The following is a 24,993-nucleotide window of genomic DNA, read 5'->3' on the forward strand; positions in this document are numbered from 1 at the left end:
ACGCATGACAGAACTCGTCGCCACCACACCGGGGCTGTTCCCGCTCCCGGACTGGGCGAAGTCGGACCTCTCCGATCTCAAAGGCCACCAGAAGGAAGACCTCGTCGACGGCAGCGAGCCCGACGCGGTCCAGGACGCGTACGCGACCGCTCGCGGCGAAGTACTCGACTCGCAGGCCGACGCCGGCCTCGACCGCGTCGTCGAAGGCCAGCTGCGCTGGGACGACATGCTCGCGCACCCGCTGACCGTCCACGACGACGTCGAGACGCGCGGCATCGTCCGCTACTACGACAACAACAACTTCTACCGAGAGCCAGTCGTCGAGAGCGAGCTCTCGTTCTCCGGCGACGTCGCCGCCGAACTCGACGCGCTCTCTGCACTGACGGAGCAGTCGGTTCAAGCGGTCCTCCCCGGCCCGTACTCGCTCGCCGACCTCGCGACCGACGAGCACTACGGCGACGACGCCGAGTTCCTCGCCGCAATCGCCGAGTTCCTCGCCGGCGAAGCCGACGCCTTCCCCGACGTGGAGACGCTGTACCTCCTCGAGCCGTCGCTCGTCGAGAACGCCCCCGGCGACGACGTCGCCGGCGACGTCCCGGAGGCGCTCACGACGGTCGCCGACGCCGTCGACGCCGACGTCGTCGTCCAGCCGTACTGGGGCGCACTCGACGAGAAGACCCACGCGCACGTCCTCGACGCGGACGTGGACGCGATCGGGTACGACTTCGTCTCGAATCACGAGGACAACCTCTACAACATCAACGAGTACGGCACCACCGACGACGTCTCGCTCGGGCTCGTCGACGGCCAGAACACGCTCGTCGAGGACCCCGACACCGTCCGCGAGCGCGTGGACTGGGTGCACGAGCAGGCCGTCAGCGCCGACTTCGACACGACGTACGTGACGACGAACACCGAACTGTTCTACCTGCCGTACCCGAAGTACGAGGCGAAGCTCGACGTGCTCGGTGACGCCGTCGCGCTCTCGGAGGTGGAAGCATGAGCGAACCGACTGCCGACGTCGGCAAGGACCAGTTCCGGCCCACCGGTCACGAGAACGAGCACTTCCTCCTGACGACGGTCGTCGGGAGCTACCCGAAGCCGAAGTGGCTCGACCGCGCCCGCGAGCTCTACCAGGGCGGCGACACGACGAAGCCTCGCGAGCATCAGGGCGAGCACGCCGAGGAGCTCCCGGACTTCGACGAGGACGCGTGGGCGGAGGCGAAGGACGACGCGAGCCGGCTCATCACTAACGAGCACGAGCGCGCCGGCCTGGACGTCGTCGTCGACGGCGAGATGCGCCGGAACGAGATGGTGGAGTTCTTCGCGCACCGCATCGACGGCTACGAGTTCAACGGCCCCGTGAAGGTCTGGGGGCACAACTACTTCGACAAGCCCTCCGTCGTGCGCGAGGTCGAGTACGACGAGACGTGGCTCGTCGACGAGTACGAGTTCACCGCTGAGGTCGCCGACCGTCCCGTCAAAGTCCCGATCACGGGGCCGTACACGCTCGCGAACTGGTCGTTCAACGAGGCGTACGACGACCTCGAGAGTCTCGCCGTGGACCTCGCGGACCTCGTGAACGAGGAGATCCAGAAGCTCGTCGACGCCGGCGCGCGCTACATCCAGATCGACGAGCCGGCGCTCGCGACGACGCCCGACGACCACGCGATCGTCGGCGAGTGTCTCGAGCACATCGTCGCGGACATCCCCGAGGGCGTCCGCGTCGGTCTGCACGTCTGCTACGGCGACTACTCGCGGATCTACCCCGAAATTCTCGAGTATCCCGTCGACGAGTTCGACCTGGAACTCTGCAACGGCGACTACGACCAGCTCGACGTGTTCAAGGACCCCGCGTTCAGCGCCGACCTGGCGCTCGGCGTCGTCGACGCACACGTCGCGGAGGTCGAGACCGTCGAGGAGATCAAGGCGAACATCCGCAAGGGCCTCGAAGTCGTCCCGCCCGAGCAACTCGTCGTCTCCCCGGACTGCGGCCTGAAACTCCTCCCCCGGGAGGTCGCCTACGAGAAGATGGCGAACCTCGTCGCCGCCGCGCGCGAGCTCGAGGCCGAACTCGACGCCGGCGAAATCCAGGTCGACGCCGCCCCGGCAAGCGCCGACGACTGACCCGGGGAACGGTCGGTCGCTCCCGGCGCCGGTTCGCTTCTACTCGAACGCTCCGTCCGCAGTGGCGACGCTGGTCGTGCTGGCGCGCAGGTCGAAGAGACGGAGCGGGTCGCCGCGCGGCTAGCAGTTCACTGCGGCTGGCTGGCCGACGCAGATCTGGACGCTATCGCCGAGGTCGAGCGCGAAGCCACCGCAGGTCTGGACGCAGCGATACAGCTCCAAGGTGCGGTGGCTGGCGACGGAGAGTCCGCCGAAGGCGGCGACGGCGACGGCGCCGAGTAGTGGGTGCGTGAGGAGCCAGAGGCTCGCGGGGACTGCGGCGAGCAGTCCGTAGGCGACGAGGACGCCGCGCCAGGTCGGATTGCGGTACGTGTGGCGGTCGCGTGGGTCGAGTGGCGGCTGTGACATGGAATCGGTCTGGGTGGGGTCGGTCGGGAGTCGATTCTGGGTGGAGTTCGGTCGGCGGTCGGTCGTGGTGGCGGGCGGTGCAGTGCGCGCTTACGGCGTCAGTCGGCGTCTCTGGTCTCCTCGAGGACGTCGAGGAGGCGCCGTGCGCGCTCGGTGGCGGTGTAGTAGCGCCAGCGGCCCTCCTTTCGGCGGTCGAGGAGTCCGGCGGCGTGGAGCTTCGAGAGCGCCTGACTGACCGCGCCCTGGCTGACGCCGAGGGCGGGTTCCAGGTCGCATCCGCAGACGCCGTCTGCGTCGGCGTCGGCGACCATCCGGAGCGCCTCGTATCGGGTGTCGTTCCCCAGCGCGGCGAGCGTCTGGACGTCCTCGGCGACCGCCTGCGTCGACGGCCGTTCTGCGACCGAACAGCAGTCGCTCGGGGCGTCGGTCTGGTCGTCCGTCGTCACGGTATCGGGTTCGTCCACATCCATTTTAGCACATTCTAATATTAGCGTGCGCTAATGTAAAGGTTGGGGGTCGAAAGCGACCCGGTCGAACCCGATGCTCTCGAGGCGTTCGACGGACCTCTCGTGGTGGGCAGCGGACCGCTCAGCGGGTTCGAAAGAGGCCACGAATCGACGAACTCGACGAAATGGTCCATCCCGACAGTTCAAGACTGACCGACGACACTCGCGCCACACCCACCATCGGGAACCGACACCGTCGACGCCACCGCCCGCATCCAGTCCAGCCCTCTCCCTAGCGCGCCGAGTTCGGCGTCACCGCCCCCCGCTTACCGCAGGCCCCGCGCTAGCGCGCCGAACGTCGGCAGTCCGAATCCGGTCGCGATCGCGACGTTCCGCGGGAGCCCGAACCGGAGGAAGCCGCCGGCGGCGCCGGCGGCGGCCAGGTCGACGAGGAACACGGCGAGGACGACGCCGCCGAAGAGGACGCCGGCGAGCAGTCCCCGGGGGAGCGAGCGCTGGGGGAGGGCGACGAGCGCACCGCCCGCGACGAGCCCGAGCGGATGGAGGGTCGCGAGCGCGACCCCGACGACGACCGCGAGCGCCGTCAACCCCACTCGTCGCGGGTTCGAGAGCGTCGCGCCGAGTTCCGTCGCGAGGTCCGTCATTCGCCGTCGCCCTCCGTGAACTCCACGTCGACGTCGTCGGGAACGGCGAGCGAGAACTCGCGGAACTCGCCGGTCGCCCAGTCCTCGAGCTGGTCCGCGTAGTTGGCCGAGAGCGGGTCGCCGTCGTTCCCGCCGGGGAGGACGGCCGCCGCGTCCGGGGCGTCGTTGCCGACGGGGACGACCTGCCGCCAGGAACTCCCGCGCATGGATTCCGGCCGGAAGTTGTTCACCGTCGTCGGCGACCCGTCCGTCGCGTACTCGGGATAGTTCAGGAACCCCTGATCGAAGGGATGCGTGAGCGCGGTCGTGCTGTAGTCGCCGTAGGTCTCGTACCCCGCCGCCTCGATGGCCTCGAGCGCGTCGCGGAGCGCTCGCGCCGCAACCACCCCTCGATCGGGGTCACTGCCGTCTTCGGGAACGAACCACTCGCTGTCTGCCGGGAGCCGGCCGAGCACCCAGTCGTTCGGCGTGTTCACGTCCAGGCCCGCGTCCTCGAACCGCGCGTCGAACACGCGCTCGCCGAGTTTCCGCGCCCAGAACGCGAACACGAGCGGTTCGCGCCGGTCGGTGCTCGTCTCGCCGTCCCACGCGAGCACGGCATCGAGTGCCTCGCGAGCGTCGCCCGCGACCTCGCTCCGGGCGTCCTCGAGGAGCGGTTCGAGGTGGTCGACGCGACGGTCGACCGCGTCCAGCTGGAGGTCCCGGAGGAACTCGGCGGTCATCGGCTCGCCGCTGTCGGCGCGCTCGTCGAGGCGCTCGTAGATGCGCGCCCCGCGGAACGGCGGCGCGTACCCCTCCGAGAGGTAGTGCGCCGGGTCGTCGACGATCCGCTGGTTCGCCGTCGCGAGGTATCCCGGGTCGACGCTGTGGGGTTTCTCGTCGAACGGCACGACGTTCGCGGTCGCCCAGTCCGTCGCCGCGTACGGCTCGAAGCCCTCCCACTCGCCCTCCCGCGCGGACCCGTCGAACACGCGAGTGCCCGCGACGGGGTTGCCGTCGGTCGTCCGGATCGGGACCTTGCCCGTCGTGTAGAAGAGCGTCCGTCCGTCGCGGTCCGCGTACACGAAGTTCTGGGTCGGCTCGTCGAACTTCGGGAGCGCGTCGAGGACGTCGTCGACGCCCGTCGACCGCCCGATCTCGTAGATGGACTCGACGGTCCGCGTCGCGGACAACCCCGACCACTGGACGCCGACGCGACCGGTCGTCCCGGACAGCGAGTCCCCGTCGCTCCCACGCGAGAGCACCGCGCCGTGAACGCTCTTCTCGACCTGGACCGCGACGTCCTCGCCGTCCGCGACGGGAATCGTCTCCTCGCGCGTCAGGAACTCCCGCCACTCGTCGCCGTCCCGGTACTCGCGCCCGTCGTTCCGGGTCTCGTACGTGTAGAAGTCGATGACGTCGTAGCCGGTGTTCGTGAACCCCCACGCGCCGGCGTCGTTCCGACCGATGACGACGAACGGGACGCCCGGGAACGTCACGCCGCGGACGTCGCGCTCTCCCTCGACGACGACGTGCTGCTCGTACCAGATCGGCGGCACCCGCAGGTCGAGGTGCGGGTCGTTCGCCAGCACCGGATCCCCGGACGCCGTGTACTCCCCGCCGACGACCCACGAGTTCGAACCGATTCCCTCCGGCGGCTCGAACGCCTCCAGCCAGGACACGAGGCCGGGGTCGACGGGGTCGCCCGAACCCCCGGTCGCGGCGGAGATCGCTCGACCGTCCGTGCCGCCCGGCGGGTTCGGTTCGCGGTCGTCCGACCGCAGGATCGGCGCGTCGTGATTGCTCGCGTCCGGGAGCGGGTACAGCGCCTCCGCCGTCTCCCGGTCGAACGCGTCCCCGACCGCGGCCCTGCGGAGGGTCGCGAAGCTCCCCGTGAGCCCCCACGAGATCTGTTTCTGCGCGAGGATGGAGTCGACGGGCGTCCACGGGTCCGCGTCGTAGTCCAATAGCTCGAACTCGACGGGCCGCGCTGCGGTCTCGCGGTACGCGTTCACGCCCTCGGCGAACGCCTCGCTCGCCGGCGCGGTCGGCCCGTCGCTCGCGCGCTCCCACGTCACCTCGGCGGCCCGCGCGAAGTCCATCTGGCGGTTGAAACGGTCCGAGTTCACCGCCACGTCGCCGACCACCTCGGAGAGCGTCCCGCGCATCACCCGCCGCAGGAGGTCCATCTCGAACAACCGATCCGCCGCCTGTACGTACCCGACCGCGTAGTACGCTGCCCGCTCGTCCGCGGCGGTCACGTGCGGCACGCCACGGTCGTCGTACGCCACCGACGCCGGCCCGTACGGCGACTCGACATCGCCCTCGATAGCTCGCCCCTCGGCGTCCCAGAGCGACCCGGACAGCGGCGCGAAGTCCGCGAGCACCTCGCGCGCGTCCGACAGCGCCATCCCCCCGACGCCCGCTCCCAGCACCGCGGACAGGAGCGCACGCCGCGTCGTATCAGACGTCACGGCGAGACGAAAACAGGCCACGCACTAATAGTTTCACCCGCACGTCGCGTGGGTGGCGGCCACGAGGCGACCGCTCGAAACCACCGACGCAGCCGCCGCTACCGAATCGAGAGAACGTCGAGAAGACGCGACGTGGCTTACTCGTACAGCCAGGTCTCGTCGTGGGCTTCGTACGAGAGGAGTTCGTCCTCGTCGAAGTGGATCGCGATCTCGCGTTCGTTCGCACCCTCGTCCTCGTGGTCTGCCGCGTGCACGACGTTCCGGCCGAGGTCGAGCGCGTAGTCACCGCGGATGGTGCCAGCGTCCGCCTCGAGCGGGTCGGTCGCACCGATCATCTGGCGCACCTGCCGCGTCGCGTCCTGGCCCTCCCAGACCATCGGGACGACGGGACCGCTCGTCACGAAGTCGACGAGGTCGTCGAAGAACGGCTTGTCGGTGTGCTCGGCGTAGTGCTCGTGAGCCGTCTCCTCGTCGAGGAGCTCCACCTTCATCCCGACGAGCTTCAGGCCACGGTCCTCCAGTCGGGAGATGACCGTCCCGACGAGCCCGCGCGCGAACGCGTCGGGCTTGACCATGACGAACGTCCGCTCGAGCTCGCTCATTCCTGGTCCTCCTCGCCCTGCCCCCCGTCGCGCTGACCCTCCTCCGTCCATTCGAGGTCGCGGGGTTCGCGGCCGAGGTCGGCGTTCTTCTCGCACTTCGCGCTACAGTAGTGGATCGTCGAACCGTCGGTGCGGACGAACATCGTCCCGGTACCGGGCTCGATGTCGTCCCCACAGTAGTCACAGTCTCGAGTCTGCGGCATTATTGCCCTCCGATGGAGTCGGCCTCGCGGGCGGTCTCTCGCAGCTGGAGAACGTCGCCTTCGCGGACCGGACCGAGGCAATTTCGCGTGATGATGCGACCCTGATTCTCGCCTTCGCGGATCCGGCACTTGACCTGCATGGCTTCACCGTGCATGCCGGTCTTGCCGACGATCTCGATAACTTCCGCGGGCGTGGAGCCGCTCTCTGTTTCTTCTGCGCTCATGGCCGGCTCAGAGGTCCTCGAGCTTCGAGGCGATGTCGTCGACCTGGTCCGAGGCGTCGCCGGCGTCGACGACGGCGGCGGCAGCGCTGCCGACCTCGAGGCCGGCGGCGTGCCCGACGTCGTCCTGGGTCTCCACGAACACGACCGGGATACCCTTCTCGTCGGCGAGCTCGGGGAGGTGCATGACGATCTCCTCGGGCTGGACGTCCTCGGCCACGTACACGATGTCCGCGTTCCCGCGTTCGACGGCCTTGGTCGTCTCGTTCGTTCCTTTCTTTACGCTTCCTGTGTCTCGTGCGACCTCGAGCGCCTCGAGGGCGTCGTCCTGGAGGTCGACTGGGACTTCTTTGTTGACGTAGACTGGCATGGTTGTTCACCTGTTCTACGCGTGGGCTCGCGCTCCCCTGCCGTCGCGGACTCGATCGTCCGCTTGGGCCGGTCCAGCTGGGCGGTCCGGCCCTCGTCCTGTGAGGCTAGGAGCATCATCAACCCCGCGTAGGGTGTACCTCGTGATTTGCTGGGCACACCTTATAAGGATGTTCAATCGTCGATTGCCGTGGGGCGCCCTCTCACGTTTCGAACGGGTGGTTCGTCCCGCGATTTCCCGGCCTCGTGCGGGTTGGTGGAGTGAGGGCTCGTTCGGGCTGGTGGGATGTGGCCTCGGGCGGGTGCGTGCGACGTGACGTTCTTCCGTGTTCGGCCCGGAGGGTGGCTTGAATGAGGCCGCTTCCCCTGCTGGAGGCCGTGACGGACGTCGACGTCGACGCGGTGGACGTCGACGACGCGGAGGTGCTGGCGTCGCTGTCGCCGTCGGTCAGGCAGTGGTGGGTCGAGGAGTTCGGCGAGTTCGTCCCGGAGAACGGCGGGTTCTTCACGCCGCCGCAGAAGGAGGCGATCCCGCTGGTGAGGGACGAGGAGAACGCGCTGGTGTGTGCGCCGACGGGGAGCGGGAAGACGCTCGCGTCGTTCACGGCGATCATCGACGCGCTTTTCGAACGCGAGCGAGAGCGCGAGGAGGGCCTGGAGAACTCGGTGTACTGCCTGTACGTGTCGCCGCTGAAGTCCCTCGCGAACGACATCCACCGGAACCTCGCGGAGCCACTGGCGGGCATCACGAGCATCGCCGAGGAGCGCGGGGAGGACGTCGGCGAGATACGCCACGCGATCCGGCACGGGGACACGAGCAGTAGCGACCGCCAGAAGATGCTGGGCGAGACGCCGCACATCCTGAACACGACGCCGGAGACGCTCGCGATCCTCCTGAACTCGCCGAAGTTCCGCGAGAAGCTCCGCACCGTGGAGTACGTCGTCGTGGACGAGATTCACTCGCTCGCGGAATCCAAGCGCGGGACGCACCTGTCGGTGAGCCTGGAGCGACTCGAAGCGCTCGCGGACGGGTCGCCGACGCGCATCGGGTGTTCGGCGACGATCGAGCCCCTGAGCCAGATGGCGAAGTTCCTCGTCGGGTACGAGCCCGTCGACGGCGCTGCCGTCGACAGCGACGCGGGCGACGGCGAGAACGGTGGCGACGCAGGCGACGGCGAGAGCGGTGGCGACGCGGACGACGGCGAGAGCGATGGCGGGTCCGGTCTCGTCGGCGAGCGCGTGCCGCGGGACTACGAGATCGTGGACGCGCGGTTCGCGCGCGAGTTCGACCTGGAACTGGAGTGTCCGACGGACGACCTCGTGCATACGCCGCGGGACGTCGTGACGGGCGAGTTCTACGCGTCGCTGCACGAGCACGTGCAGTCGAGCACGAACACACTCGTGTTCACGAACACGCGCTCGGGCGCCGAGCGCGTCCTGCACAACCTCCGGGAGCGCTACGACGAGTACGACGAGGGGAACTCGGCGTGCCACCACGGCAGCCTCTCGAAGGACGTCCGCCAGGAGGTCGAGCGCAAGCTCAAAGAGGGCGAGCTGGACGTGGTGACGTCCTCGACGAGCCTGGAGCTGGGGATCGACATGCCGCACGTCGACCTCGTGGTGCAGGTCGGGAGTCCGAAGTCGGTCGCGGCGATGCTCCAGCGCGTCGGGCGCGCCGGGCATCGCGTCGGGGAGACCGTGAAAGGTCGCGTCGTGGCGCTCGACCGGGACGAACTCGTCGAGTGCGCGGTTATGTTGAAGAAGGCGATGGAGGGATTCGTCGACTCCGTGAACGTCCCCGAGCGGTGCCAGGACGTCGCCGCCCAGCACGTGTACGGGATGGCGATCGCCGAGATCCGCCCGGAGGCGGATATCCGGCGCGTCCTCCAGGGCGCGTATCCGTACCGGCACTACGGCGACGACGAGTGGGAGCAACTGATGCGGTACCTCACCGCGGACTACGGCGGGCTGGAGGAGAAGAACGTGTACGCGAAGGTGTGGCGGGACGAGAACGACGAGCCCGGCGGTGAGCACCACTACGACGACTACGAGCCGGGTACGCCCCTGATGGGCAAGCGCGGCCGGCTCGCGCGGGTCATCTACATGACGAACATCGGGACGATCCCGGACTCGTTCGCGTGCGACGTCTTCACGCGGTCGAGCGACGAGTGGGTGGGGCAACTCGACGAGTCGTACCTTGACACGCTGGACTCGGGGGACGTGTTCGTGCTCGGCGGGTCGAACTTCGAGTACCGGTACCGGCGCGGGTCGAAGGTGTACGTCGATCCTACTGCCTCCTCCCCGACGGTGCCGTCGTGGTTCAGCGAGCGACTGCCGCTCGCGTACGACCTGGGCTGCGAGGTGCTCGCGTTCCAGGAGACGCTGCTGGAGAAGTACGAGCGTGGCGGGCCGCCCGCGGTCCGGCACTGGCTGCGGGAGATGCCGATCGACGAGAACGCGGTGCGCGCGCTCGGTCGGATGTACGACGAGCAGGTCCGGTACGCGGGCGCGGAGAGCGTGAGCACGCCGAATCGGCTCGCGATCGAGGAGGCGAAGGACCGGGACGCCTACGAGCGCCACTACTACGTGCACTCGAACTACGGGCGGCGGTTCAACGACGGCTTCTCGCGGCTGCTCGCGTACCGCGTCGCCCAGGAGACGAACGCGAACGTGACGGTCGCGGTCGCGGACGACGGATTCACGCTGAAGATGCCGCTGAACCGCAAGGTCGACCTCGTCGGGATCGTCGAGAGCCTCGACCCGGATTCGGTGCGGTCGACGCTCCGGGACGCGGTCGGTGGGACGGACCTCCTCCAGCGGTACTTCCGCATCGACGCGACGCGCTCGCTGATGATTCTCAAGCGCTACAAGGGCTACGAGAAGTCCGCGAAGCAACAGCAGGTCTCGAGCGAGATGCTGCTCGGGTTCGCGGAGGACCTGAACGATTTCGCGGTGATCGAGGAGACGTACCGCGAGATACTGGAGGACAAGCTCCACGTGGCGGGCATCGAGGCGTTCGCGCGCGGCGTCCTGGAGGGCGACGTCGAGGTGTCGCACGTGCGGGTGGATTCGCCGTCGCCGCGCGCGTTCGGGCTGGCGACGCTGATGGCGAGCGACGTCGTGCTCGCGGAGGACGAGTCCGCGGTCCTCCAGGAGTTCCACGAGCGCGTCGTCGAGGACATCGAGGGCGAGGACGGGGCGACGGAGCCGACCGCAGGCCGGTAGCGGGCCCCGAACGGGTCAGTCGCGTTCGCGGACGAGGAGCGTGTTCAGTGCGTCGGGGACGACGAGGACGTCCGCCCCTGGCTCCAGGGCGGCTTCGACCGACTCGCTGGCGTGCATGAGGCAGTCGTCGACGACGTCGGGATGCTGGCTGTTCGTCACGGAGACGTCGTGGTCGCGGAGGACGCGCGCGACGACGAACGCGCGCTGCGCGCCGGGTTCGTATCCCTGCTTCATTGCTTCGTAGAGCGAGTCGGCGTCGCTGGCGTTCGAGAGCCAGTCGTGGAAGCGGCGTTCGCCCGTGCCCTCGCCCGCGCCCTCGCGGAGTTCCGCGGGGACGACGACGCGACCGCGCGCACGCTCGCCGCTGTGCGTCCCTGTCTCGCGTTCGGAGTCGGTGGGGTCGGCGAGCGGGTTGCGGTCGCCGAGGGCGACGTACGTCGCGGCTCTGGTGGTCTGGTAGAGGTTCGCGTCCTTCGGTGCGCCGACGCCGGCGACGACGGCGTCGTAGACGTCGGCGTCGGGAATCGGCACCGAGAGGGCGTCGCGGGCGGTCGCGGCGAGGTCGCGAACGACGGCCCGTGGGTCGCCGGCGGCGACGCCGAGGACGCCCTGGGGGCCCTTCGTGACGTTGATGCAGAAGTCGGGGCCGGCGAGGTCGCCGGCGCGGTCGAGGAACCCCCTGAAGGGGTTGTTTTCGACGCGCCCGAGGCGGACGCCGTCGCGCGCGAGGAGGTCGGGGCCGTGCGTGTACCGGATCTGTGACTCGCCGCCGGCGCCGACGACGACGGTCTTCGCGCCGCCGGAGAACCCCGCGTACTGGTGGGGTTCGACGACGCCAGTGGCCGCGACGAGGTCGGCGTCGGCGACGGTGCGAGCGAGTTCGATCGGGACGCCGTCGACCGCACCGACGTCGACGACGTCGTCGGGGTCGTGGTTCGCGGCGAGGTCGGCGTTCGCGCCGAGCATCGCGTCGAGTTCGGCGTCGGTCATCGGGCGGTGGAGGCCGAGGCCGACGACGACCGCGACCTGCTCGCGGGCGACGCCGGCGGCGTCGAGTTCGGCGAGGAGGCCGTCGAGGAGGACGTCGGTGGGGGCGGCGCGCGTACCGTCCGTGACGACGACCGCGACCGAGTCCTCGGGGTCGGCGCGCTCGCGGAGGCGCGGGCCGTGCGGGGTGGCGAGCGCGTTCCCCGTTGCGCTCTCGACGTCGACGGAGTCGGCGCCTGGGGCGCGGGCGACGGTCGCGTCGACCGAATCGAGCGAGACGGCGACGATACCATCGCCGAGTGGGAGCTCCATGCGGGACGGTCGGCGCGGACGAGTAAAAAGGACGGCGACGGTCTCAGACCGCGATCTCGGGGGCCTCGTACTGGCCGGTGAGCCGCGCGGAGACGAACCCGAGCACCCAGCCGTACGCGAGGTGCGTGACGACGGAGAACACGACGAAGACGGCGAGATCGAACCCGGCGTAGTGCGAGTAGAACGCGGTGATGAACCCGGTCCAGAGGATCGCGGCGAACACGATGCCTTGCTGGGGTCGGGTCGCGCCGGGGAGGTACGCGCCGAGGGTGACGAACAGGAGCGGCCACGCGAACGTGCCGGCGCCGAGGAACAGCGCGAGCCCGATCGCGGGCGTGTTGCCGACCCCGGCGAGTTCGGCGAGCGTCCCGAACACGTCGATGCCTGGCGTGAGCGTGGCGTTCACGATGAACAGCACGCCGATCATGAGCATCGTGCCGACGATGCCGCCGGCGATGCCGCCGAGCGCGCGCTCCAGTTCGTTGGCCTCCGGCGTCGGATACGACTCCTCCACGGACGGGTCGTCCATGGCCGCATCGTCGTGTCCTGCGTTATCACTTGCCATGGGCGTGCTAACGCGCGCCATGCTCATAAAAGAACCTCACACGTTCGCTCGGCGAACGACACCACGAAGGACTCTCGAACCGGTCGAACGGGGCGTCTCGCCCGCTAGACGCCGTCCGCCCAGTCGACCATTCGGCCGTACACGGGGTCGGTCGCGAGCGCGTCCGCGTCGCCGACGAGGACGAGCGCGCGCTTCGCTCGCGTCAGCGCGACGTTCACGCGCCGGTAGTCCTCGAATATCGGTGACTCCAGGTCGCCGGACGCGACGAACGACACCACGATCACTTCCTTCGAGGACCCCTGGAAGCGGTCGACGGTGTCGACCGTCACCGATTCGGGAACGCGCCGCGTGATCTCCGCGACCTGCGCGCGGAACGGCGCGATGACGCCGACGTCCCCGGGGTCGACGTCGGCCCCGAGGTACGACGACACGACCTCGGCGACGCGCTCGGCCTCCACCGCGTCCGTATTCCGGCCGCCGTCACCGGGCGTGTCGAGGAACGCCACGCCGTCGCGCAACGCCTCGGGGAGGCCGTCGAGGTCGACGAGCTGACGGGGGTGCTGCGCGGCGACCTCGCCCGTCGCCGGCCGGAGCTCGCCGTCGTAGAACTCCGCGGACGCGAACGCCTGGATGCGCTGACTCATCCGGTACTGCTTGGTGAGCATCACGCCCGCCTCGGGGTACGCCTCCACGAGCCGCTCGAACAGCGACTCCTGGAGCCGGTTCTCGGCGCGCACGACCGGCGGCAGCTGCTGGTGGTCGCCGACGAGCACGAACCGCTCCGCGAGATTGACGGCCGCCAGCGCGTCCGGCTCCGTGAGCTGGCCGGCCTCGTCGACGAGGGCCGCGTCGAACGACTGCTCGCGCATCACCCTGGAGCCACAGGTCGCCGTCGTCGCCGCGACGACCTGCGCGTCCTGGAGCCGGTCCGCGCATTCCTCGGGGTCGCCGCGCGTCTCCAACCTGTGCTCGAGCATGTCCTCGCGGATGCCGGACTCGGTACCGACGCGGACGAACTCGGTGAACCCCTGCTCGGCCAGCGCCTCCAGTGCGTTGTCGACCGCGCGGTTCGTGAACGCCGACAGCAGCACGCGCTCGCCGCGCGCGACCATCGCCCGGACGGCCTGCCCGATCGTGTACGTCTTCCCCGTCCCCGGCGGCCCGTGCACGAGCGCAACGTCCTCCGCGGTGACGGCCTTCCGCACCGCCTCGTCCTGCGCGTCGTTGTTCGGGACGAACGTCTCCGGCTCGCCGCCCTCCGCCGGTTCGCCGCTCTCGCCCGGCGGGCCGTCGGAGGCGACCGCTCGCTCGGGTGGCAGCGCGCGCTCCGAGTCGAACGCGGGCTCGCGGCGCTCGAACAGGACGTCCTTCTGGTCCGGGTCGCCCTTCAGGAGCGCGTCGTGGAGCGCGACCTGCATCCGCGCCACCGAGAACTCCGAGGGGTAGACGTCGATGCGGGACACCTCGATGGGTTCGTCCGCACTCAGCACGACCTCGTCGTCCCCGAGGCGCTCGATGTACGCCAGCTCCGCGTTGCCCCGGATCGGGTCGCCGTCGCTCGCGAGCACGAGGTCGTCCTCGCGGAGCTTCGACACCGCCGGACTCGTCCGGCGCGCTCGCAGCTCCCAGCGACCGTCCGCGCGCTCGCGCTTTGCCTCGAACTCGAGGTCGACGAGCGCCCGGTCGTCCTCGGCGCGCTCCGCGGGCGTCTGCTCCCAGAGCTTCGCGTACTCGCAGTGCGTCTCGCGGCGCTCCTCCTCGATCGCGCGATAGGTCTCCTCGTAGTACGCGAGTTCGTCGTCGGGGAGCGCCCGCCCGATCTCGCCGGCCTTCGCCTCCTGCTGGAGGCGACCAGCGACGACGCGGCACGTGTCCTGCTCGAAGCAGTACTCGCAGACCGCGTCGGCCTCGTACCCCGTCGGCACCGAGAAGTCGTACTCGAACGCCGCGATCGCGTTCCGCGACCGCACCACGTACTTCGTGAGGCCGTCGCCGACGCTGAACTCCTTCGCCGGCGAGAAGTCCCCGGAGAACTCCGAGCGGTCGAGCGCCGCGTTCTTCGTGTAGAGCAGGGTCGCCGTGTCCACGTCGACGCCGCGTTCTTCGAGCAGGAGCGCGTACGACGCCGCCTGGATCTTGTCCTCGAACCGCGGGTCGCTCTTCAGTCGCTTCCCGGTCTTCAGTTCGACGGGCATCCCGTTCCGGACCGCGTCCACGCGTCCCTTGATGCCGAACGTCTCCGAGATGAGCGTCATCTCCGAGCGCCACTCGTCCTCGTCGCTGAGTTTGCCCTGCGAGAGCCACGCGTCGATCGCTCGCGCGTTCTCCGCGACCTCCTCGCGCACCTCGTCGGCGTCCATCCCGAGCAGTCCGAGGTCGAGCCCGGCTTCTTCGACGCGGTCGTCGACCGCCGCGTCGAACTCGACGCCCCGGAGGAGGTCGCCGAACACCTCGTGGACGATCGTCCCCTTGATGACGGGATACTTGAGGGGTGCGCTGGAGAGCTTGTTCAGGTAGTACATGCGCGGGCACTGCACGTACTCGCGGACGTCAGTCACGTCCACGAGGAACTGCGGCTCGAGCACGACGTAGGAGTCCCCGGTCGTCGAGTAACTCGTCTCCCCCTGGTACTCGCGCTCCTCGGGGTTCGTCACCCGCAACCGCATGCCGGGTTCGGCGACGGCCGTCGTCTCCGTCCACTTCCCCCAGCACGTCACCTGCTCCTCGCCGGCGTCGGTCTCGACGGTCACCTCGGCGAGGTCGGACGTGCCGTACTGCGTCGACACCTCCTTCGCGTCGCCGACGCTCGTGATCGTTCCCTCGACGACGTCGCGGCCCGCGTCTGTCACGCTCGATGGCACGGCAGCGACCGGGTTAGGGGTGTCGGTTCCCGGAATCCGACCCCCAGGACAGTCGCGTTCGCGTTCCGCACTCGACGAGGTGCACCGCCGCGGGCTTCCACGACCATCGCTCCACGTCGGCGAGCGCGACGCGCGTTCGTTCCGCCGCCGAGACACCTGTCGAATTATCACGCTGCCGGCCGTAGCGAGGGTATGATCGCTCGAATCCTGGTCCCGATGGACGACTCGGAGATGGCCGAGCGGGCGCTCGAGTACGCCCTGGAGAACCACCCCGAGGCCGACGTCACGGTGCTGCACGTCGCCGGCGAACCCGGGCCGATGTGGGGCGCCGCGACGACGCTCGCGCTCGCCGACGACCTCGAGGAGGCGGCCGAAGAGAAGGCCGCACCCGTGTTCGAACGAGCGGAAGCGATCGCCGCGGAGCACGACGCGACCGTCGGCACGAGGGTCCAGGTCGGGTCACCGGCTCGCGCCATCCTGAACCATGCCGAGGAGTACGATGCGATCGTGATCGGCAGCCACGGCGGAACGCTCGCGGACAGGCTCCTCGTCGGCGACGTCGCGCAGCGAGTGTTCCGGCGGTCGCCGGTCCCGGTCACCGTCGTCAGGTAGCGCGTCCCGCTGGTCGACGGGTTCGTCGAACCGGCTCCCTCGCGGCGTACTCGCACGACCGATACGCACTTGCCGCGCGAGCGGGTACGTCGACGCATGCGGGTTCGGGATTGGGACGACATCGTCGAGGACGTCGTGGAGTCGAACGTGGACCCGGACGGCTGGCGCGCGGTCGCCGGCGACCGCGCGAACGGCCTCGGGGAGGACCTCTACCTCGGTCACCCCGACAGCGGAATGTTCCAGCTCAAGACCTATGCGAAGAATCCGTTCGAGGTGAAGGGCGTCGGGTCGCAGGTCGCGCGGAGTCTCGACGACGAGATCGGGAGCTACCTCCCGACGGACGGCTCGGGCCGGTTCGCCGTCCAGGGACCATCGGAGGGTATCGACGAGGACGAAGCGAAGGAGAAGGCGACCGCGCTCGAGGAGGTCGTGAAGGCGCACGCGGACGCGCCGACGACGCCGGGGGACTTCTTCGACGACGTGATGGAGACGCTGGACTCGCCAGCGTTCGGCCCGATGGAGTACGACCAGTACGACCGCCCGGACGGCCTCGACGAACTCGCGACGACGTTCGAGGAGGCCGAGGACGTCCTGAACGCGGAACTGGACGACCTCGTGGAGACCGACGAGGTCGACAAGGGCTTCATGTAGGCCGGGAGCGCCAGCGGTCGCTCGCACTCTGTCGCGAGCGCCACTGGCCGAGCGCTCGCGGTGCCCGAAGCGAGGGTTTGATACCCGCACCGGCCCTCGCGTCGTACATGAGCGCCGAGGACGCCATCCGAGAGTACTACGAGGCGTTGCGTCGCGGCGAACCCCTGTATCCGTACTTCGTCGAGTCGCCGGACACCTGGAAAGCCGCCATCTCGACGACGTACGACGGGTACGACGCGGTGGCCGAGGGGCTGCGCGAGCAGTCCCGCACCACCGAGGACTGGACGGTCGACAGCCGAGGGCTCTCGGTCGTCGAGGCGGGAGAGGAGTCGAGGTTGGCAGCGGTCGAGGGCGAGCCAGGGTGCGCGACGTTCAACGACGACGTCGCCCTCGCGTGGACGTCGACGGACGGCGACGACGCCAACGGCGACGGGAACGACGGTGGCGACGAGTCGCGAACGCGTCACGAGCACGAGACGCGCTGGAGCGGGACGCTCGTCGAGCGCGGCGGCGAGTGGCTGTTCCTCGAACTGCACGTGAGTGCCGCGCAGGCGGTCTGATGGTGGGGCCGTCGCTCTCCGAGGCCGACCGCGATCTGGGGATGTCCCGCCTCCAGGCGTTCGTCGTCGGCCTCGTCGCCGCCTCCGGCGCGCTCGTCGCACTGTACGCCGACGCGTCGTTCGCGGTCGTCGCCGGCGCGACCGTCGGCGGTGGACTGGTGGGGCTGGGGCTCTGGTACTACCTCGTGTGGACGTTCCACAACAGTACCTCGCGGCGCGGCGAGCGCGACCGGAGCGAGTCCGACGACTTCGAGAAGCGAGAGCGGTTCGACTGAGCCAGTAGTGGCCTGCCAGTTCGAGCCAGGCTACTCGACCCGGAGCGAGAATCCCCACGCGTACTCGCTCCTTGTCCGGTCTTCGTGGAGTTCCCGCCATTCGGCCTCGAAGCGGAACTCCATCGACCGGGGCGGGTCCGACGGCGGGCGATGCCAAAAGAGCCCGTAGGTTCCAGCGAGCGTCTCGCCGGATCGGAGGCGACAGATCGTCTCGCTCATGAGGCGTAGTACGTCCCCCTCGATCCGCCAGCCGGTCGAGCCCGGCGAGTCAGGTATCCGGTCGCAATAGTGACCGGCACCGCGAGTCTCGCCGACGGGAACCAGGGAGACCTGGGGCTGGTCCGTACCACCGTTCGACAGCGGCCCGAACGGGACCACGGCGCCGAAGGAGAACCGCCGAGTCTCGAGTGCATCGTTCCGGAACCCGATGCGGACGATCGCTGGCGACGCCGCCGATGGCTGCTCGACCACGTCCACGTCGATGCCGACCGATCGATCTGGTGACGCGTCGGTGTCCGCGATGCCGACGGCCTGTCGGTCCATGTCAGGGGCGGAGACCGTACCAGTACATCGGTCGTGGTCAGTATCCCATGCGAGCGAGCCACGCGGCCGGGTCGTCGAGTTCGTCGTCGCTCGGGAGGTTCTCGGGGCCCTCCCAGACGCGGCCGGCGGCGTCGAGACCGCTGGCGTCGGTGACGTGCTCGAAGAACGCCTTCCCGCGCTCGTACTGCTTGCGCTTCAATCCGAGGCCGAGCAGGCGGCGTGCGAGCTTCGCGATCGGGCCGCGGCCGCCGCGGCGTTCGTCGACCTTCCGGCGGAGGTCCGCGTACTCGTCGTCGAACGCGTGATCCATGAGGAGTTCCGCGTACCCCTCGACGACCGTCATCGCCGCGTTCATCTCCCGGAACGCCCGCGTCGAGAACCCGCCGCCGGACAGGTCCGAGAGTCCGGACTCGACGCGGTCCTCGAGGTACCCCGAGAGCCACGGCGCCGCCCCGAACTCCGCGGCGTGCGTGACCTCGTGGAACGCGATCCACCGCCGGAACCGCGGTGCGTCGACGTCCAGGCTGTCCGCGACGCGCTCGATGTTCGGGTGCACGAAGTACAGCGCGTGATCGGGGTCGTCGTCGCCCGCCAGCAGGAGGGGGTCGTACTGGCCGAGGACGTTCTTCGCGAGGAACGTCAACATCACGGCCATCGTTCCCGTGTTGACGGTCCGGGCGACGCCCGGGAACGCCGTCAGCTCCTCGGCCTCGAGCGGTTCGAGGACGCGACGGAACGTGTCGACGTTCGCGTCGACCCAGTGGTGGCGGTGCTGTATCTCGACGGTGTCCGGGACGTCGAAGTCGATGCGAGCGACGTCCCTCACGCGGTCGCGGGCGTCGCGGACGTCGGTCGCGTACGCTCGCTTCTGGTCGGCCGACAGCGAGACGTCGCCGGGCTCGGTCGCGGCCTTCGCCGCGTCCGCGACCGCTCGCCAGTCGACGGCGCCGTCACCGGACGCGCCGGCGACGGCCTGGACGCTCCGAAACAGGTTCATGTCGAAACCGTACGACGCGCACACGTAAACGCTTTCAGTCTCTCGGTATCGTGGGCGGTCGGTCGCCAGGGGTGCCCACAGTCCGCGAACGGAGCCGCCCGAGCCGGGTCCGGACTCAGTCGGCGATCTCGACGTCGTCGTCGTCCTCGAGCTCGACCATCTCCACGTCGTCGACGTCGTCGTCGCCGCCGAGGAGGACGCGTGCGGCGACGGCGAGGAGGACGAGGAGGAGGACGCCGACGATGGCGCCCTTGACGGGTGCGCCGCCCTCGTCGTCGGCGTCGACGCCGGACTCGATGGAGACGTGCTTCTCGGCGCGGCCCTCGCCGTCGGTCGCGTCCAACTCGGGCGCGGGGTCGTCGCCGAAGCTGGGGCCGATGCGGAGCGGGCCGTCGAAGTGCAACTCGAAGAACGTCAGCTTGCGGTCTGACATACCGTATCGTTCGTGGAGTCGTCACTTATCGGTTCCCCCACGGTCGCTGGGTCGGCGGCGACGCACCCGCCGCGCGGCGCGGGCCGGTCAGAGTCGGGACGCGGGGATTCCCGGGTGTTAAGTCCCCGCCGACGAACCGAATTGGCATGGACGACGAACGGTGGGCGTTCCTCACGGAACTGCTCGAGACGCCGAGCCCGTCGGGCTACGAGACCCGCGGGCAGCGGGTGTGGGTGGAGTACGCGAAACAGTACGCCGACGACGTGCGAACGGACGCGTACGGGAACGCCATCGCGGTCTACAACGAGGACGCGACCGGGCCGACGGTCGCGTTCGCCGGGCACGGCGACGAGATCGGGTTCATCGTGCGCCGCATCGACGACGACGGCTTCGTCCACCTGGGGCGGATCGGCGGGAGCGACCGCACGGTGTCGAAGGGCCAGCACGTCACGATCCACGGGAGCGACGGCGCGGTGTCGGGCGTGGTCGCCCAGACCGCCATCCACCTCCGGGATCCGGACGGCGACGAGTACGACGACATCAACGAGCAGATCGTCGACGTGGGCGCGGACGACCGCGAGGAGGCCGCGGCACTCGTCGAGGTCGGCGACCCGATCACGTTCTCCTCGACCGTCGAGGGGCTCGTCGGCGACAAGATCGCGGCGCGCGGCCTCGACAATCGCGTCGGGACGTACACCGCCATCGAGGGGCTGCGGCGGGCCGCGGCGGCGGGCGTGGACGCGACCGTGTACGCCGTCAGTACGGTCCAGGAGGAGCTCGGGAAGAAGGGCGCGATGATGGTCACGGATCGACTGGACGTGGACGCGGCGCTCGTCGTGGACGTGACGCACGCGGGCGACTACCCGAAGTCCCCGACGGCGAAGACGGGCGACGTCTCGCTCGGCGACGGCCCCGTGGTGGGTCGCGGGAGCGCGAACCATCCCGTGGTCTCCCAGCTCGCGCGGAAGGCGGGTGCGGACGCTGACGTGGACGTCCAGTTGCAGGCGGCGGGCCTGACGACGGGCACGGACACCGACGAGTTCTACGTCTCGGGTGGCGGCGTCCCGTCGCTGAACGTCAGCGTCCCGAACCGCTACATGCACACGCCCGTCGAGGTCGTGGACACGACGGACGTGGAAGCCGTCGCGGACCTCCTCGCGGCGTTCGCCGAACTCGTCGAGGACCGCGAGAGTTTCGCCGTCGACGTCTGACTCGCATCGACCGCGCCGTATCGGGGTGGGATGCGTCGCCGACCCGGTACGTTTAAGGAACCGCTACGACCCGGTTGGTGTATGGACGACGAGAGCGGACGACCCCTGGACGTGCTCGACGCGGCCGTGGGGACGACGGTCAGTGTGCGACTCAAGGACGGCGAGGAGCACGAGGGTACCTTGACGGGGTACGACCAGCACATGAATCTGGTCATCGAGTCGGACGACAACACAACGATTATCCGTGGCGATAACGTCGTCTCGATAACTCCATGACTGGCGCAGGAACCCCCTCGCAAGGCAAGAAGAACACGAAGACGCACACGAAGTGCCGCCGCTGCGGCGAGAAGTCCTACCACACGAAGAAGAAGGAGTGTTCGTCCTGTGGCTTCGGGACGTCCGCGAAGCGACGGGACTACGAGTGGCAGTCGAAGGCCGGCGAATAACGACTCGCGTTCTCGACCGGACCTCCGGTCCCTTCTCTCGACCTCGTCGACCCAGCGACTGCGTCGTTCAACGTCGGTCGGTGACCGTGCCAGGTGATTCTCCGAGTTCTCCAGCTAGTATGCCGACGGTAGCGCCGTCGCGTACTCTGGGTCGAACGTGAGCCGCTATCGGGGGTGGACGCGGCACGAGGACGCAGCAGATTTGCTCACGTTCGTGCATACTTCCTGGGGTTCTGTCCTGATTTAGACCACAATCACGTCCTTTTTTGGTGGCCGGTGCCTGAGTGTCTCCCATGACAGACGGGCGGGGCGAAACCCCCGATTCCGAGGGTCCGACAGAGAAGTGCGGCGTGGTGGGCGTCGCGCTCGCCGACCGGGCGGCCGCACGACCGCTCTACTACTCGCTGTACGCACTCCAGCACCGCGGTCAGGAGTCCGCGGGCATCGTCACGCACGACGGCTTCCAGCAGCACGACCACGTCGAGATGGGGCTCGTCGGCGACGCGTTCACGCCCGAAGACATCGAGTCCCTGAACGGCGCCGCGGGCATCGGGCACGTCCGGTACCCGACTGCGGGCAGCGTCGACAAGTCCTGCGCGCAACCGTTCACGGTGTCTTTCAAGAGCGGGTCGCTCGCGCTCAGCCACAACGGGAACCTCGTGAACGCCGAGGAGATCCGGGACGAACTCGCCGGCCTCGGGCACGCGTTCACGAGCGACGGCGACACGGAGGTCATCGCGCACGACCTCGCGCGGAACCTCCTCGAGGAGGACCTCGTTCGCGCGGTCAAGCGCACGATGGGACGCATCCACGGCTCGTACTCGCTCACCATCATGCACGACGACACCGTCCTCGGCGTCCGCGACCCCGAGGGGAACCGGCCGCTCTGCATCGGCGAGCTCGAGGACGGCTACATCCTCGCCTCGGAGAGCGCCGCCATCGACACCCTCGACGGCGAGCTCGTCCGAGACGTGAAACCGGGCGAGCTCGTCGTCCTCCACGAGGACGGTAGCGGGTTCGACTCGTACCAGCTCGTCGAGCAGGACAACACCGCGCACTGCTTCTTCGAGCACGTGTACTTCGCGCGACCGGACAGCGTCATCGACGACTCGCTCGTCTACGAGGTCCGCCGCCAGCTCGGCCGGAACCTCTGGGAGGAGTCCGGCATCGAGACGGACGTCGTCATGCCCGTGCCGGACTCGGGGCGTGCGTTCGCGAGCGGGTACGCGGAGGCCGCGGACGAGGACGGTGCGGACACCGAGTTCGCGGAGGGCCTCATGAAGAATCGGTACGTCGGACGGACGTTCATCATGCCGACCCAGGGCGAGCGGGAACGCGCCGTCCGCCTGAAGCTCAACCCGATCAAGTCGACGGTCGAGGGGAAGTCCGTCACGATCATCGACGACTCGATCGTCCGCGGCACCACGTCCACGCAACTCGTCGAACTCCTGAAGGACTGCGGCGCGGAGGAGGTCCACATGCGCGTCGGCGCACCCCAGATCGTCGCGCCGTGCTACATGGGCATCGACATGGCGACGCGCGAGGAACTCATCGCGTCGGACAAGTCCACCGAGGAGATCCGCGACGCGATCGCCGCTGACTCGCTCGCGTACCTATCCATCGACGCGGTCAGCGACGCACTGGAGTCCTCGCGCGCCGACCTCTGCCTGGGCTGCGTCACCGGCGAGTATCCCTACGACATCGAGGGGGAGCCGACCGACCGCGACGTCTCCCGCCCCGTCATCGACGGCATCGACGCGCCGGCGGACGACTGACGCACCGGCGGACGGGTGATTTGATCGACGACGTCGACCTACCCCACCCCGTGCCGTTCGTCACTCGATACCACACCTAGACGGTGGTTTATGCGTCGCCGAGGAGACGTCCCCGGTATGCCCGGCGCAACGTTTCTCGAGGGCGACGACGTCGAACTGTGCACGATCGAGACGGAGGACGCCGAATTCATCACGGAAGCCATCAACGACCCGGCGGTCCGCGTTCCACTGGGTGTCGCGGAGCCGCGGAATCGAACGCACCACGAGGAGTGGATCGAGGAGGAGGTCGCGGGCGGCGACGACAGGTTCGACCTCCTCGTCGTCGCCGACGGCGAACCCCTGGGCGTCCTCGGGACACCGTGGCTCGACGAACGCCACGGGCACGCGTACCTGTCCGCGTGGCTCGCCGCCGACGCGCACGGGCAGGGGTACGGCGCCGACGCCACGAGCACGTTCGTCGACTACCTGTTCGACGAACGCCGCATGGAGAGCCTCCGCGCGCACGCCTACGACATGAACGAGAAGTCGAACGCCCTGCTGTCCTCGGTCGGCTTCGAGCACGTCGGCACCGTCCCGAAGGCGGCGTTCGTCGACGGCGAACAGCAGGCCCAGCACGTCTACGCCGTGACCAAGGACCAGTGGCGCGCCCAGCGGTAAGCCAGCGAACGCACCGTCGGCGAATCGCCGTCGCCGGCCGCGGTCAGCCGTAGAACCCGGGAGGAACGAGGTACAGGAGGACGTAGACGACGGTCCCGAGGACGAACGAGATCACCCAGAGGGGCGCGGCGACCCTCGCGACCGCCTTGTGGCTCGTCCCTGGGATCTCGCTCACTGGGTGCGTCCACGCGAGCAGGAGGACGTAGTACAGGAGCGGGATGCAGGCGATCGCGAGCAACATGTGGACGCCGAGTATCGCGAAGTACGCGAGTTCGACGACGCCCGTGCCGGGGAACGACTGCGGGCCCTTGAGCGCGACCTTCCAGAGGTAGAGCGCGAGGAACGCGACGAACAGCGCGAACGCCGCGAGCATGAGTTTGCGGTGCCGGTCGTACCGCTTCGCTCTCGCGTCGCGTACGCCGAGGAGGATGCAGACGACGGCGACGACGCTGATCGCCGCGTTCGCGTGCGGAATCGCGTCGAGCAACCACGCCGGCGCACCCGGCAAGACCGCAGTCGGGATGACCTGGCGTGCGGCGGCGAACACGAGCGCGAGCGACACCAGCGACAGCACCGCGGTCACCTCGCGAAGATTCCGGCGAACCGTCCCTTCCATGCCCGACCGTCGGGACCGAGTCGGTTTACCGCTTGCCGTCTCCGTCGACTCGAGACGCTTGAGAAACTCGAGGGGTCTCGTCGGTCCGACGGGATTTTGTCAGCGAACAGCAAAGACTCGAGCATGCCTCCGTGTGCCGCCTGCGGCGCGGACGTCGACGGCGACGGAACGTACTGCACGGCGTGCGCGAACGACGCTTCCGACGGTCGCGAGGCCGTCCCACCGGTCGCCACCCCGCTCCACCGCGCGGTCGCGGCGTTCCTCGCCGTCGCGACGCTCCTCGGCGCGTTCAGCCTGCTTCGGTCGTTGACGTACCTCCCGACGATCGCCGAGCACTTCGGCGGCGTCGACGTCGTCGGCTTCGTCGCGACGCGAGTCGTCCTCGTCGGCTTTCCGGTCGCGTACGCGGTGATGGCCAAACGCCTGTACGACGGCACCGCACGCGCCGGGACCTACGGTCGCGTCCTCCAGGTCGTCGCCGGACTGAGCGTCGCGTCCGGCGTCCTCGTCACCGTCCTCCCCGACGCCCTCACGCACTGGCTCCCGACCGTCCAGGGCCCCGGCCACATCGTACTGAGCACGACGAGGTTCTACCTCGCTCGAACCGCGTTCGCCACGGACTGGCAGGTGCTCGCACTCGGCGTCGCCGGCGCCATCGTCACGTTCGCCGCCGGAACCGCGCTCGTGCGCGACCCCTGAAGGAGCAACCGCTGGTCGATAGTTGCGTCGGAAAGGAATGTGCGTGGGTGCTGTCCACGAGGGAGAGCACCCGC

At 69.1% G+C, this 24,993-nt stretch carries 28 protein-coding genes; 13 read left to right on the forward strand and 15 right to left on the reverse strand.

All coding sequences use genetic code 11. The features are described 5' to 3' along the window. Positions 1 to 4 precede the first annotated feature (4 nt). Positions 5 to 1,003: a 5-methyltetrahydropteroyltriglutamate--homocysteine methyltransferase gene (locus G9C85_RS03555; RefSeq protein WP_166036975.1), complete on the forward strand. Its 999-nt coding sequence runs from the start codon at positions 5 to 7 to the stop codon at positions 1,001 to 1,003. Beyond that, positions 1,000 to 2,127 carry a methionine synthase gene (locus tag G9C85_RS03560; RefSeq protein WP_166036977.1) on the forward strand — a complete coding sequence of 376 codons (1,128 nt, stop codon included), beginning with the start codon at positions 1,000 to 1,002 and terminating at the stop codon, positions 2,125 to 2,127. The genes G9C85_RS03555 and G9C85_RS03560 overlap by 4 nt, the downstream gene beginning before the upstream one ends. 120 nt (positions 2,128 to 2,247) lie before the next feature. Here G9C85_RS03560 and G9C85_RS03565 read toward each other — a convergent pair whose 3' ends face one another. The 8 genes from G9C85_RS03565 to rpl7ae all read right to left on the reverse strand — a co-directional run bounded on the left by G9C85_RS03565 (position 2,248) and on the right by rpl7ae (position 7,495). Next, complete coding sequence (locus tag G9C85_RS03565; RefSeq protein WP_166036979.1) at positions 2,248 to 2,535, reverse strand: hypothetical protein; 288 nt, start codon at positions 2,533 to 2,535, stop codon at positions 2,248 to 2,250. Between the two features lie 98 nt (positions 2,536 to 2,633). Beyond that, positions 2,634 to 3,005 (reverse strand): helix-turn-helix transcriptional regulator, encoded by a 372-nt coding sequence (locus tag G9C85_RS03570; RefSeq protein WP_166036981.1) that lies wholly within the window; start codon positions 3,003 to 3,005, stop codon positions 2,634 to 2,636. 302 nt (positions 3,006 to 3,307) lie between these two features. Beyond that, positions 3,308 to 3,646: a hypothetical protein gene (locus G9C85_RS03575; protein ID WP_166036983.1), complete on the reverse strand. Its 339-nt coding sequence runs from the start codon at positions 3,644 to 3,646 to the stop codon at positions 3,308 to 3,310. Next, complete coding sequence (locus G9C85_RS03580) at positions 3,643 to 6,099, reverse strand: penicillin acylase family protein (RefSeq protein WP_166036985.1); 2,457 nt, start codon at positions 6,097 to 6,099, stop codon at positions 3,643 to 3,645. Before G9C85_RS03580 ends, G9C85_RS03575 begins: the two co-directional genes overlap by 4 nt. Before the next feature lie 137 nt (positions 6,100 to 6,236). Next, positions 6,237 to 6,701 carry a nucleoside-diphosphate kinase gene (ndk, locus tag G9C85_RS03585; protein ID WP_166036986.1) on the reverse strand — a complete coding sequence of 155 codons (465 nt, stop codon included), beginning with the start codon at positions 6,699 to 6,701 and terminating at the stop codon, positions 6,237 to 6,239. Then, on the reverse strand, positions 6,698 to 6,904 hold the full coding sequence (locus G9C85_RS03590) for a 50S ribosomal protein L24e (RefSeq protein WP_166036988.1): 207 nt from the start codon (positions 6,902 to 6,904) through the stop codon (positions 6,698 to 6,700). The genes ndk and G9C85_RS03590 overlap by 4 nt, the downstream gene beginning before the upstream one ends. Continuing rightward, on the reverse strand, positions 6,904 to 7,128 hold the full coding sequence (locus G9C85_RS03595; RefSeq protein WP_166036990.1) for a 30S ribosomal protein S28e: 225 nt from the start codon (positions 7,126 to 7,128) through the stop codon (positions 6,904 to 6,906). The genes G9C85_RS03590 and G9C85_RS03595 overlap by 1 nt, the downstream gene beginning before the upstream one ends. A gap of 7 nt (positions 7,129 to 7,135) precedes the next feature. Continuing rightward, positions 7,136 to 7,495 (reverse strand): 50S ribosomal protein L7Ae, encoded by a 360-nt coding sequence (rpl7ae, locus tag G9C85_RS03600; RefSeq protein ID WP_166036992.1) that lies wholly within the window; start codon positions 7,493 to 7,495, stop codon positions 7,136 to 7,138. Positions 7,496 to 7,845: 350 nt separating this feature from the next. Between rpl7ae and G9C85_RS03605 the strand changes: the two genes are divergently transcribed. Beyond that, positions 7,846 to 10,719 carry an ATP-dependent helicase gene (locus G9C85_RS03605; RefSeq protein ID WP_166036994.1) on the forward strand — a complete coding sequence of 958 codons (2,874 nt, stop codon included), beginning with the start codon at positions 7,846 to 7,848 and terminating at the stop codon, positions 10,717 to 10,719. A 15-nt stretch (positions 10,720 to 10,734) separates the two neighbouring features. Here G9C85_RS03605 and G9C85_RS03610 read toward each other — a convergent pair whose 3' ends face one another. From G9C85_RS03610 to G9C85_RS03620, 3 genes are all read right to left on the reverse strand, one after another. Beyond that, complete coding sequence (locus G9C85_RS03610; RefSeq protein WP_166036996.1) at positions 10,735 to 12,018, reverse strand: lactate racemase domain-containing protein; 1,284 nt, start codon at positions 12,016 to 12,018, stop codon at positions 10,735 to 10,737. 43 nt (positions 12,019 to 12,061) lie between these two features. Then, on the reverse strand, positions 12,062 to 12,583 hold the full coding sequence (locus tag G9C85_RS03615) for a DUF6789 family protein (RefSeq protein WP_166036998.1): 522 nt from the start codon (positions 12,581 to 12,583) through the stop codon (positions 12,062 to 12,064). A 104-nt stretch (positions 12,584 to 12,687) separates the two neighbouring features. Further along, a complete protein-coding gene (locus G9C85_RS03620; RefSeq protein WP_369680765.1) occupies positions 12,688 to 15,432 on the reverse strand; it encodes an AAA domain-containing protein in 2,745 nt (914 codons plus the stop codon). A gap of 204 nt (positions 15,433 to 15,636) precedes the next feature. On the opposite strand from G9C85_RS03620, the gene G9C85_RS03625 reads away from it, so the two are divergent. The 4 genes from G9C85_RS03625 (at position 15,637) to G9C85_RS03640 (ending at position 17,542) form a co-directional block, all read left to right on the forward strand. Continuing rightward, on the forward strand, positions 15,637 to 16,056 hold the full coding sequence (locus tag G9C85_RS03625) for a universal stress protein (RefSeq protein WP_166037000.1): 420 nt from the start codon (positions 15,637 to 15,639) through the stop codon (positions 16,054 to 16,056). Between the two features lie 96 nt (positions 16,057 to 16,152). Continuing rightward, positions 16,153 to 16,707 (forward strand): hypothetical protein, encoded by a 555-nt coding sequence (locus G9C85_RS03630; protein WP_166037001.1) that lies wholly within the window; start codon positions 16,153 to 16,155, stop codon positions 16,705 to 16,707. A gap of 107 nt (positions 16,708 to 16,814) precedes the next feature. Next, positions 16,815 to 17,267 (forward strand): hypothetical protein, encoded by a 453-nt coding sequence (locus G9C85_RS03635; RefSeq protein ID WP_166037003.1) that lies wholly within the window; start codon positions 16,815 to 16,817, stop codon positions 17,265 to 17,267. Next, on the forward strand, positions 17,267 to 17,542 hold the full coding sequence (locus tag G9C85_RS03640) for a hypothetical protein (protein ID WP_166037005.1): 276 nt from the start codon (positions 17,267 to 17,269) through the stop codon (positions 17,540 to 17,542). The genes G9C85_RS03635 and G9C85_RS03640 overlap by 1 nt, the downstream gene beginning before the upstream one ends. Positions 17,543 to 17,572: 30 nt before the next feature. Here the strand turns inward: G9C85_RS03640 and G9C85_RS03645 are convergent, their stop codons facing one another. The 3 genes from G9C85_RS03645 to G9C85_RS03655 form a co-directional block, all read right to left on the reverse strand. Next, on the reverse strand, positions 17,573 to 18,085 hold the full coding sequence (locus tag G9C85_RS03645) for a hypothetical protein (RefSeq protein WP_166037007.1): 513 nt from the start codon (positions 18,083 to 18,085) through the stop codon (positions 17,573 to 17,575). Positions 18,086 to 18,122: 37 nt separating this feature from the next. Next, positions 18,123 to 19,082 carry a zinc-dependent metalloprotease gene (locus tag G9C85_RS03650; RefSeq protein ID WP_166037010.1) on the reverse strand — a complete coding sequence of 320 codons (960 nt, stop codon included), beginning with the start codon at positions 19,080 to 19,082 and terminating at the stop codon, positions 18,123 to 18,125. Between the two features lie 115 nt (positions 19,083 to 19,197). Further along, positions 19,198 to 19,515, reverse strand: a complete 318-nt coding sequence (locus G9C85_RS03655) for a hypothetical protein (RefSeq protein WP_166037012.1) — start codon at positions 19,513 to 19,515, stop codon at positions 19,198 to 19,200. A 146-nt stretch (positions 19,516 to 19,661) separates the two neighbouring features. Here G9C85_RS03655 and G9C85_RS03660 point away from each other — a divergent pair, with 146 nt between their 5' ends. The 5 genes from G9C85_RS03660 to G9C85_RS03680 all read left to right on the forward strand — a co-directional run bounded on the left by G9C85_RS03660 (position 19,662) and on the right by G9C85_RS03680 (position 23,604). Next, the gene (locus tag G9C85_RS03660; protein ID WP_166037014.1) at positions 19,662 to 20,726 is read left to right on the forward strand and encodes a M42 family metallopeptidase; all 1,065 of its coding nucleotides are present in this window, start codon (positions 19,662 to 19,664) and stop codon (positions 20,724 to 20,726) included. Between the two features lie 81 nt (positions 20,727 to 20,807). Beyond that, the gene (locus tag G9C85_RS03665; RefSeq protein ID WP_166037016.1) at positions 20,808 to 21,002 is read left to right on the forward strand and encodes an LSM domain-containing protein; all 195 of its coding nucleotides are present in this window, start codon (positions 20,808 to 20,810) and stop codon (positions 21,000 to 21,002) included. After that, entirely contained in the window at positions 20,999 to 21,172 is a 174-nt protein-coding gene (locus G9C85_RS03670; protein WP_166037018.1) for a 50S ribosomal protein L37e, read from the forward strand. The genes G9C85_RS03665 and G9C85_RS03670 overlap by 4 nt, the downstream gene beginning before the upstream one ends. A 293-nt stretch (positions 21,173 to 21,465) precedes the next feature. After that, positions 21,466 to 22,947: an amidophosphoribosyltransferase gene (gene purF, locus G9C85_RS03675; RefSeq protein ID WP_166037019.1), complete on the forward strand. Its 1,482-nt coding sequence runs from the start codon at positions 21,466 to 21,468 to the stop codon at positions 22,945 to 22,947. 117 nt (positions 22,948 to 23,064) lie between these two features. Beyond that, positions 23,065 to 23,604 carry a GNAT family N-acetyltransferase gene (locus tag G9C85_RS03680; protein WP_166037021.1) on the forward strand — a complete coding sequence of 180 codons (540 nt, stop codon included), beginning with the start codon at positions 23,065 to 23,067 and terminating at the stop codon, positions 23,602 to 23,604. Positions 23,605 to 23,647: 43 nt separating this feature from the next. On the opposite strand, the gene G9C85_RS03685 is transcribed toward G9C85_RS03680, so the two are convergent. Next, a complete protein-coding gene (locus G9C85_RS03685) occupies positions 23,648 to 24,220 on the reverse strand; it encodes a DUF420 domain-containing protein (protein WP_166037023.1) in 573 nt (190 codons plus the stop codon). Positions 24,221 to 24,343: 123 nt separating this feature from the next. On the opposite strand from G9C85_RS03685, the gene G9C85_RS03690 reads away from it, so the two are divergent. After that, the gene (locus G9C85_RS03690; RefSeq protein ID WP_166037025.1) at positions 24,344 to 24,919 is read left to right on the forward strand and encodes a hypothetical protein; all 576 of its coding nucleotides are present in this window, start codon (positions 24,344 to 24,346) and stop codon (positions 24,917 to 24,919) included. Positions 24,920 to 24,993 lie beyond the last annotated feature (74 nt).

This window comes from Halorubellus sp. JP-L1, assembly GCF_011440375.1.
Lineage (GTDB): Archaea > Halobacteriota > Halobacteria > Halobacteriales > Natrialbaceae > Halorubellus.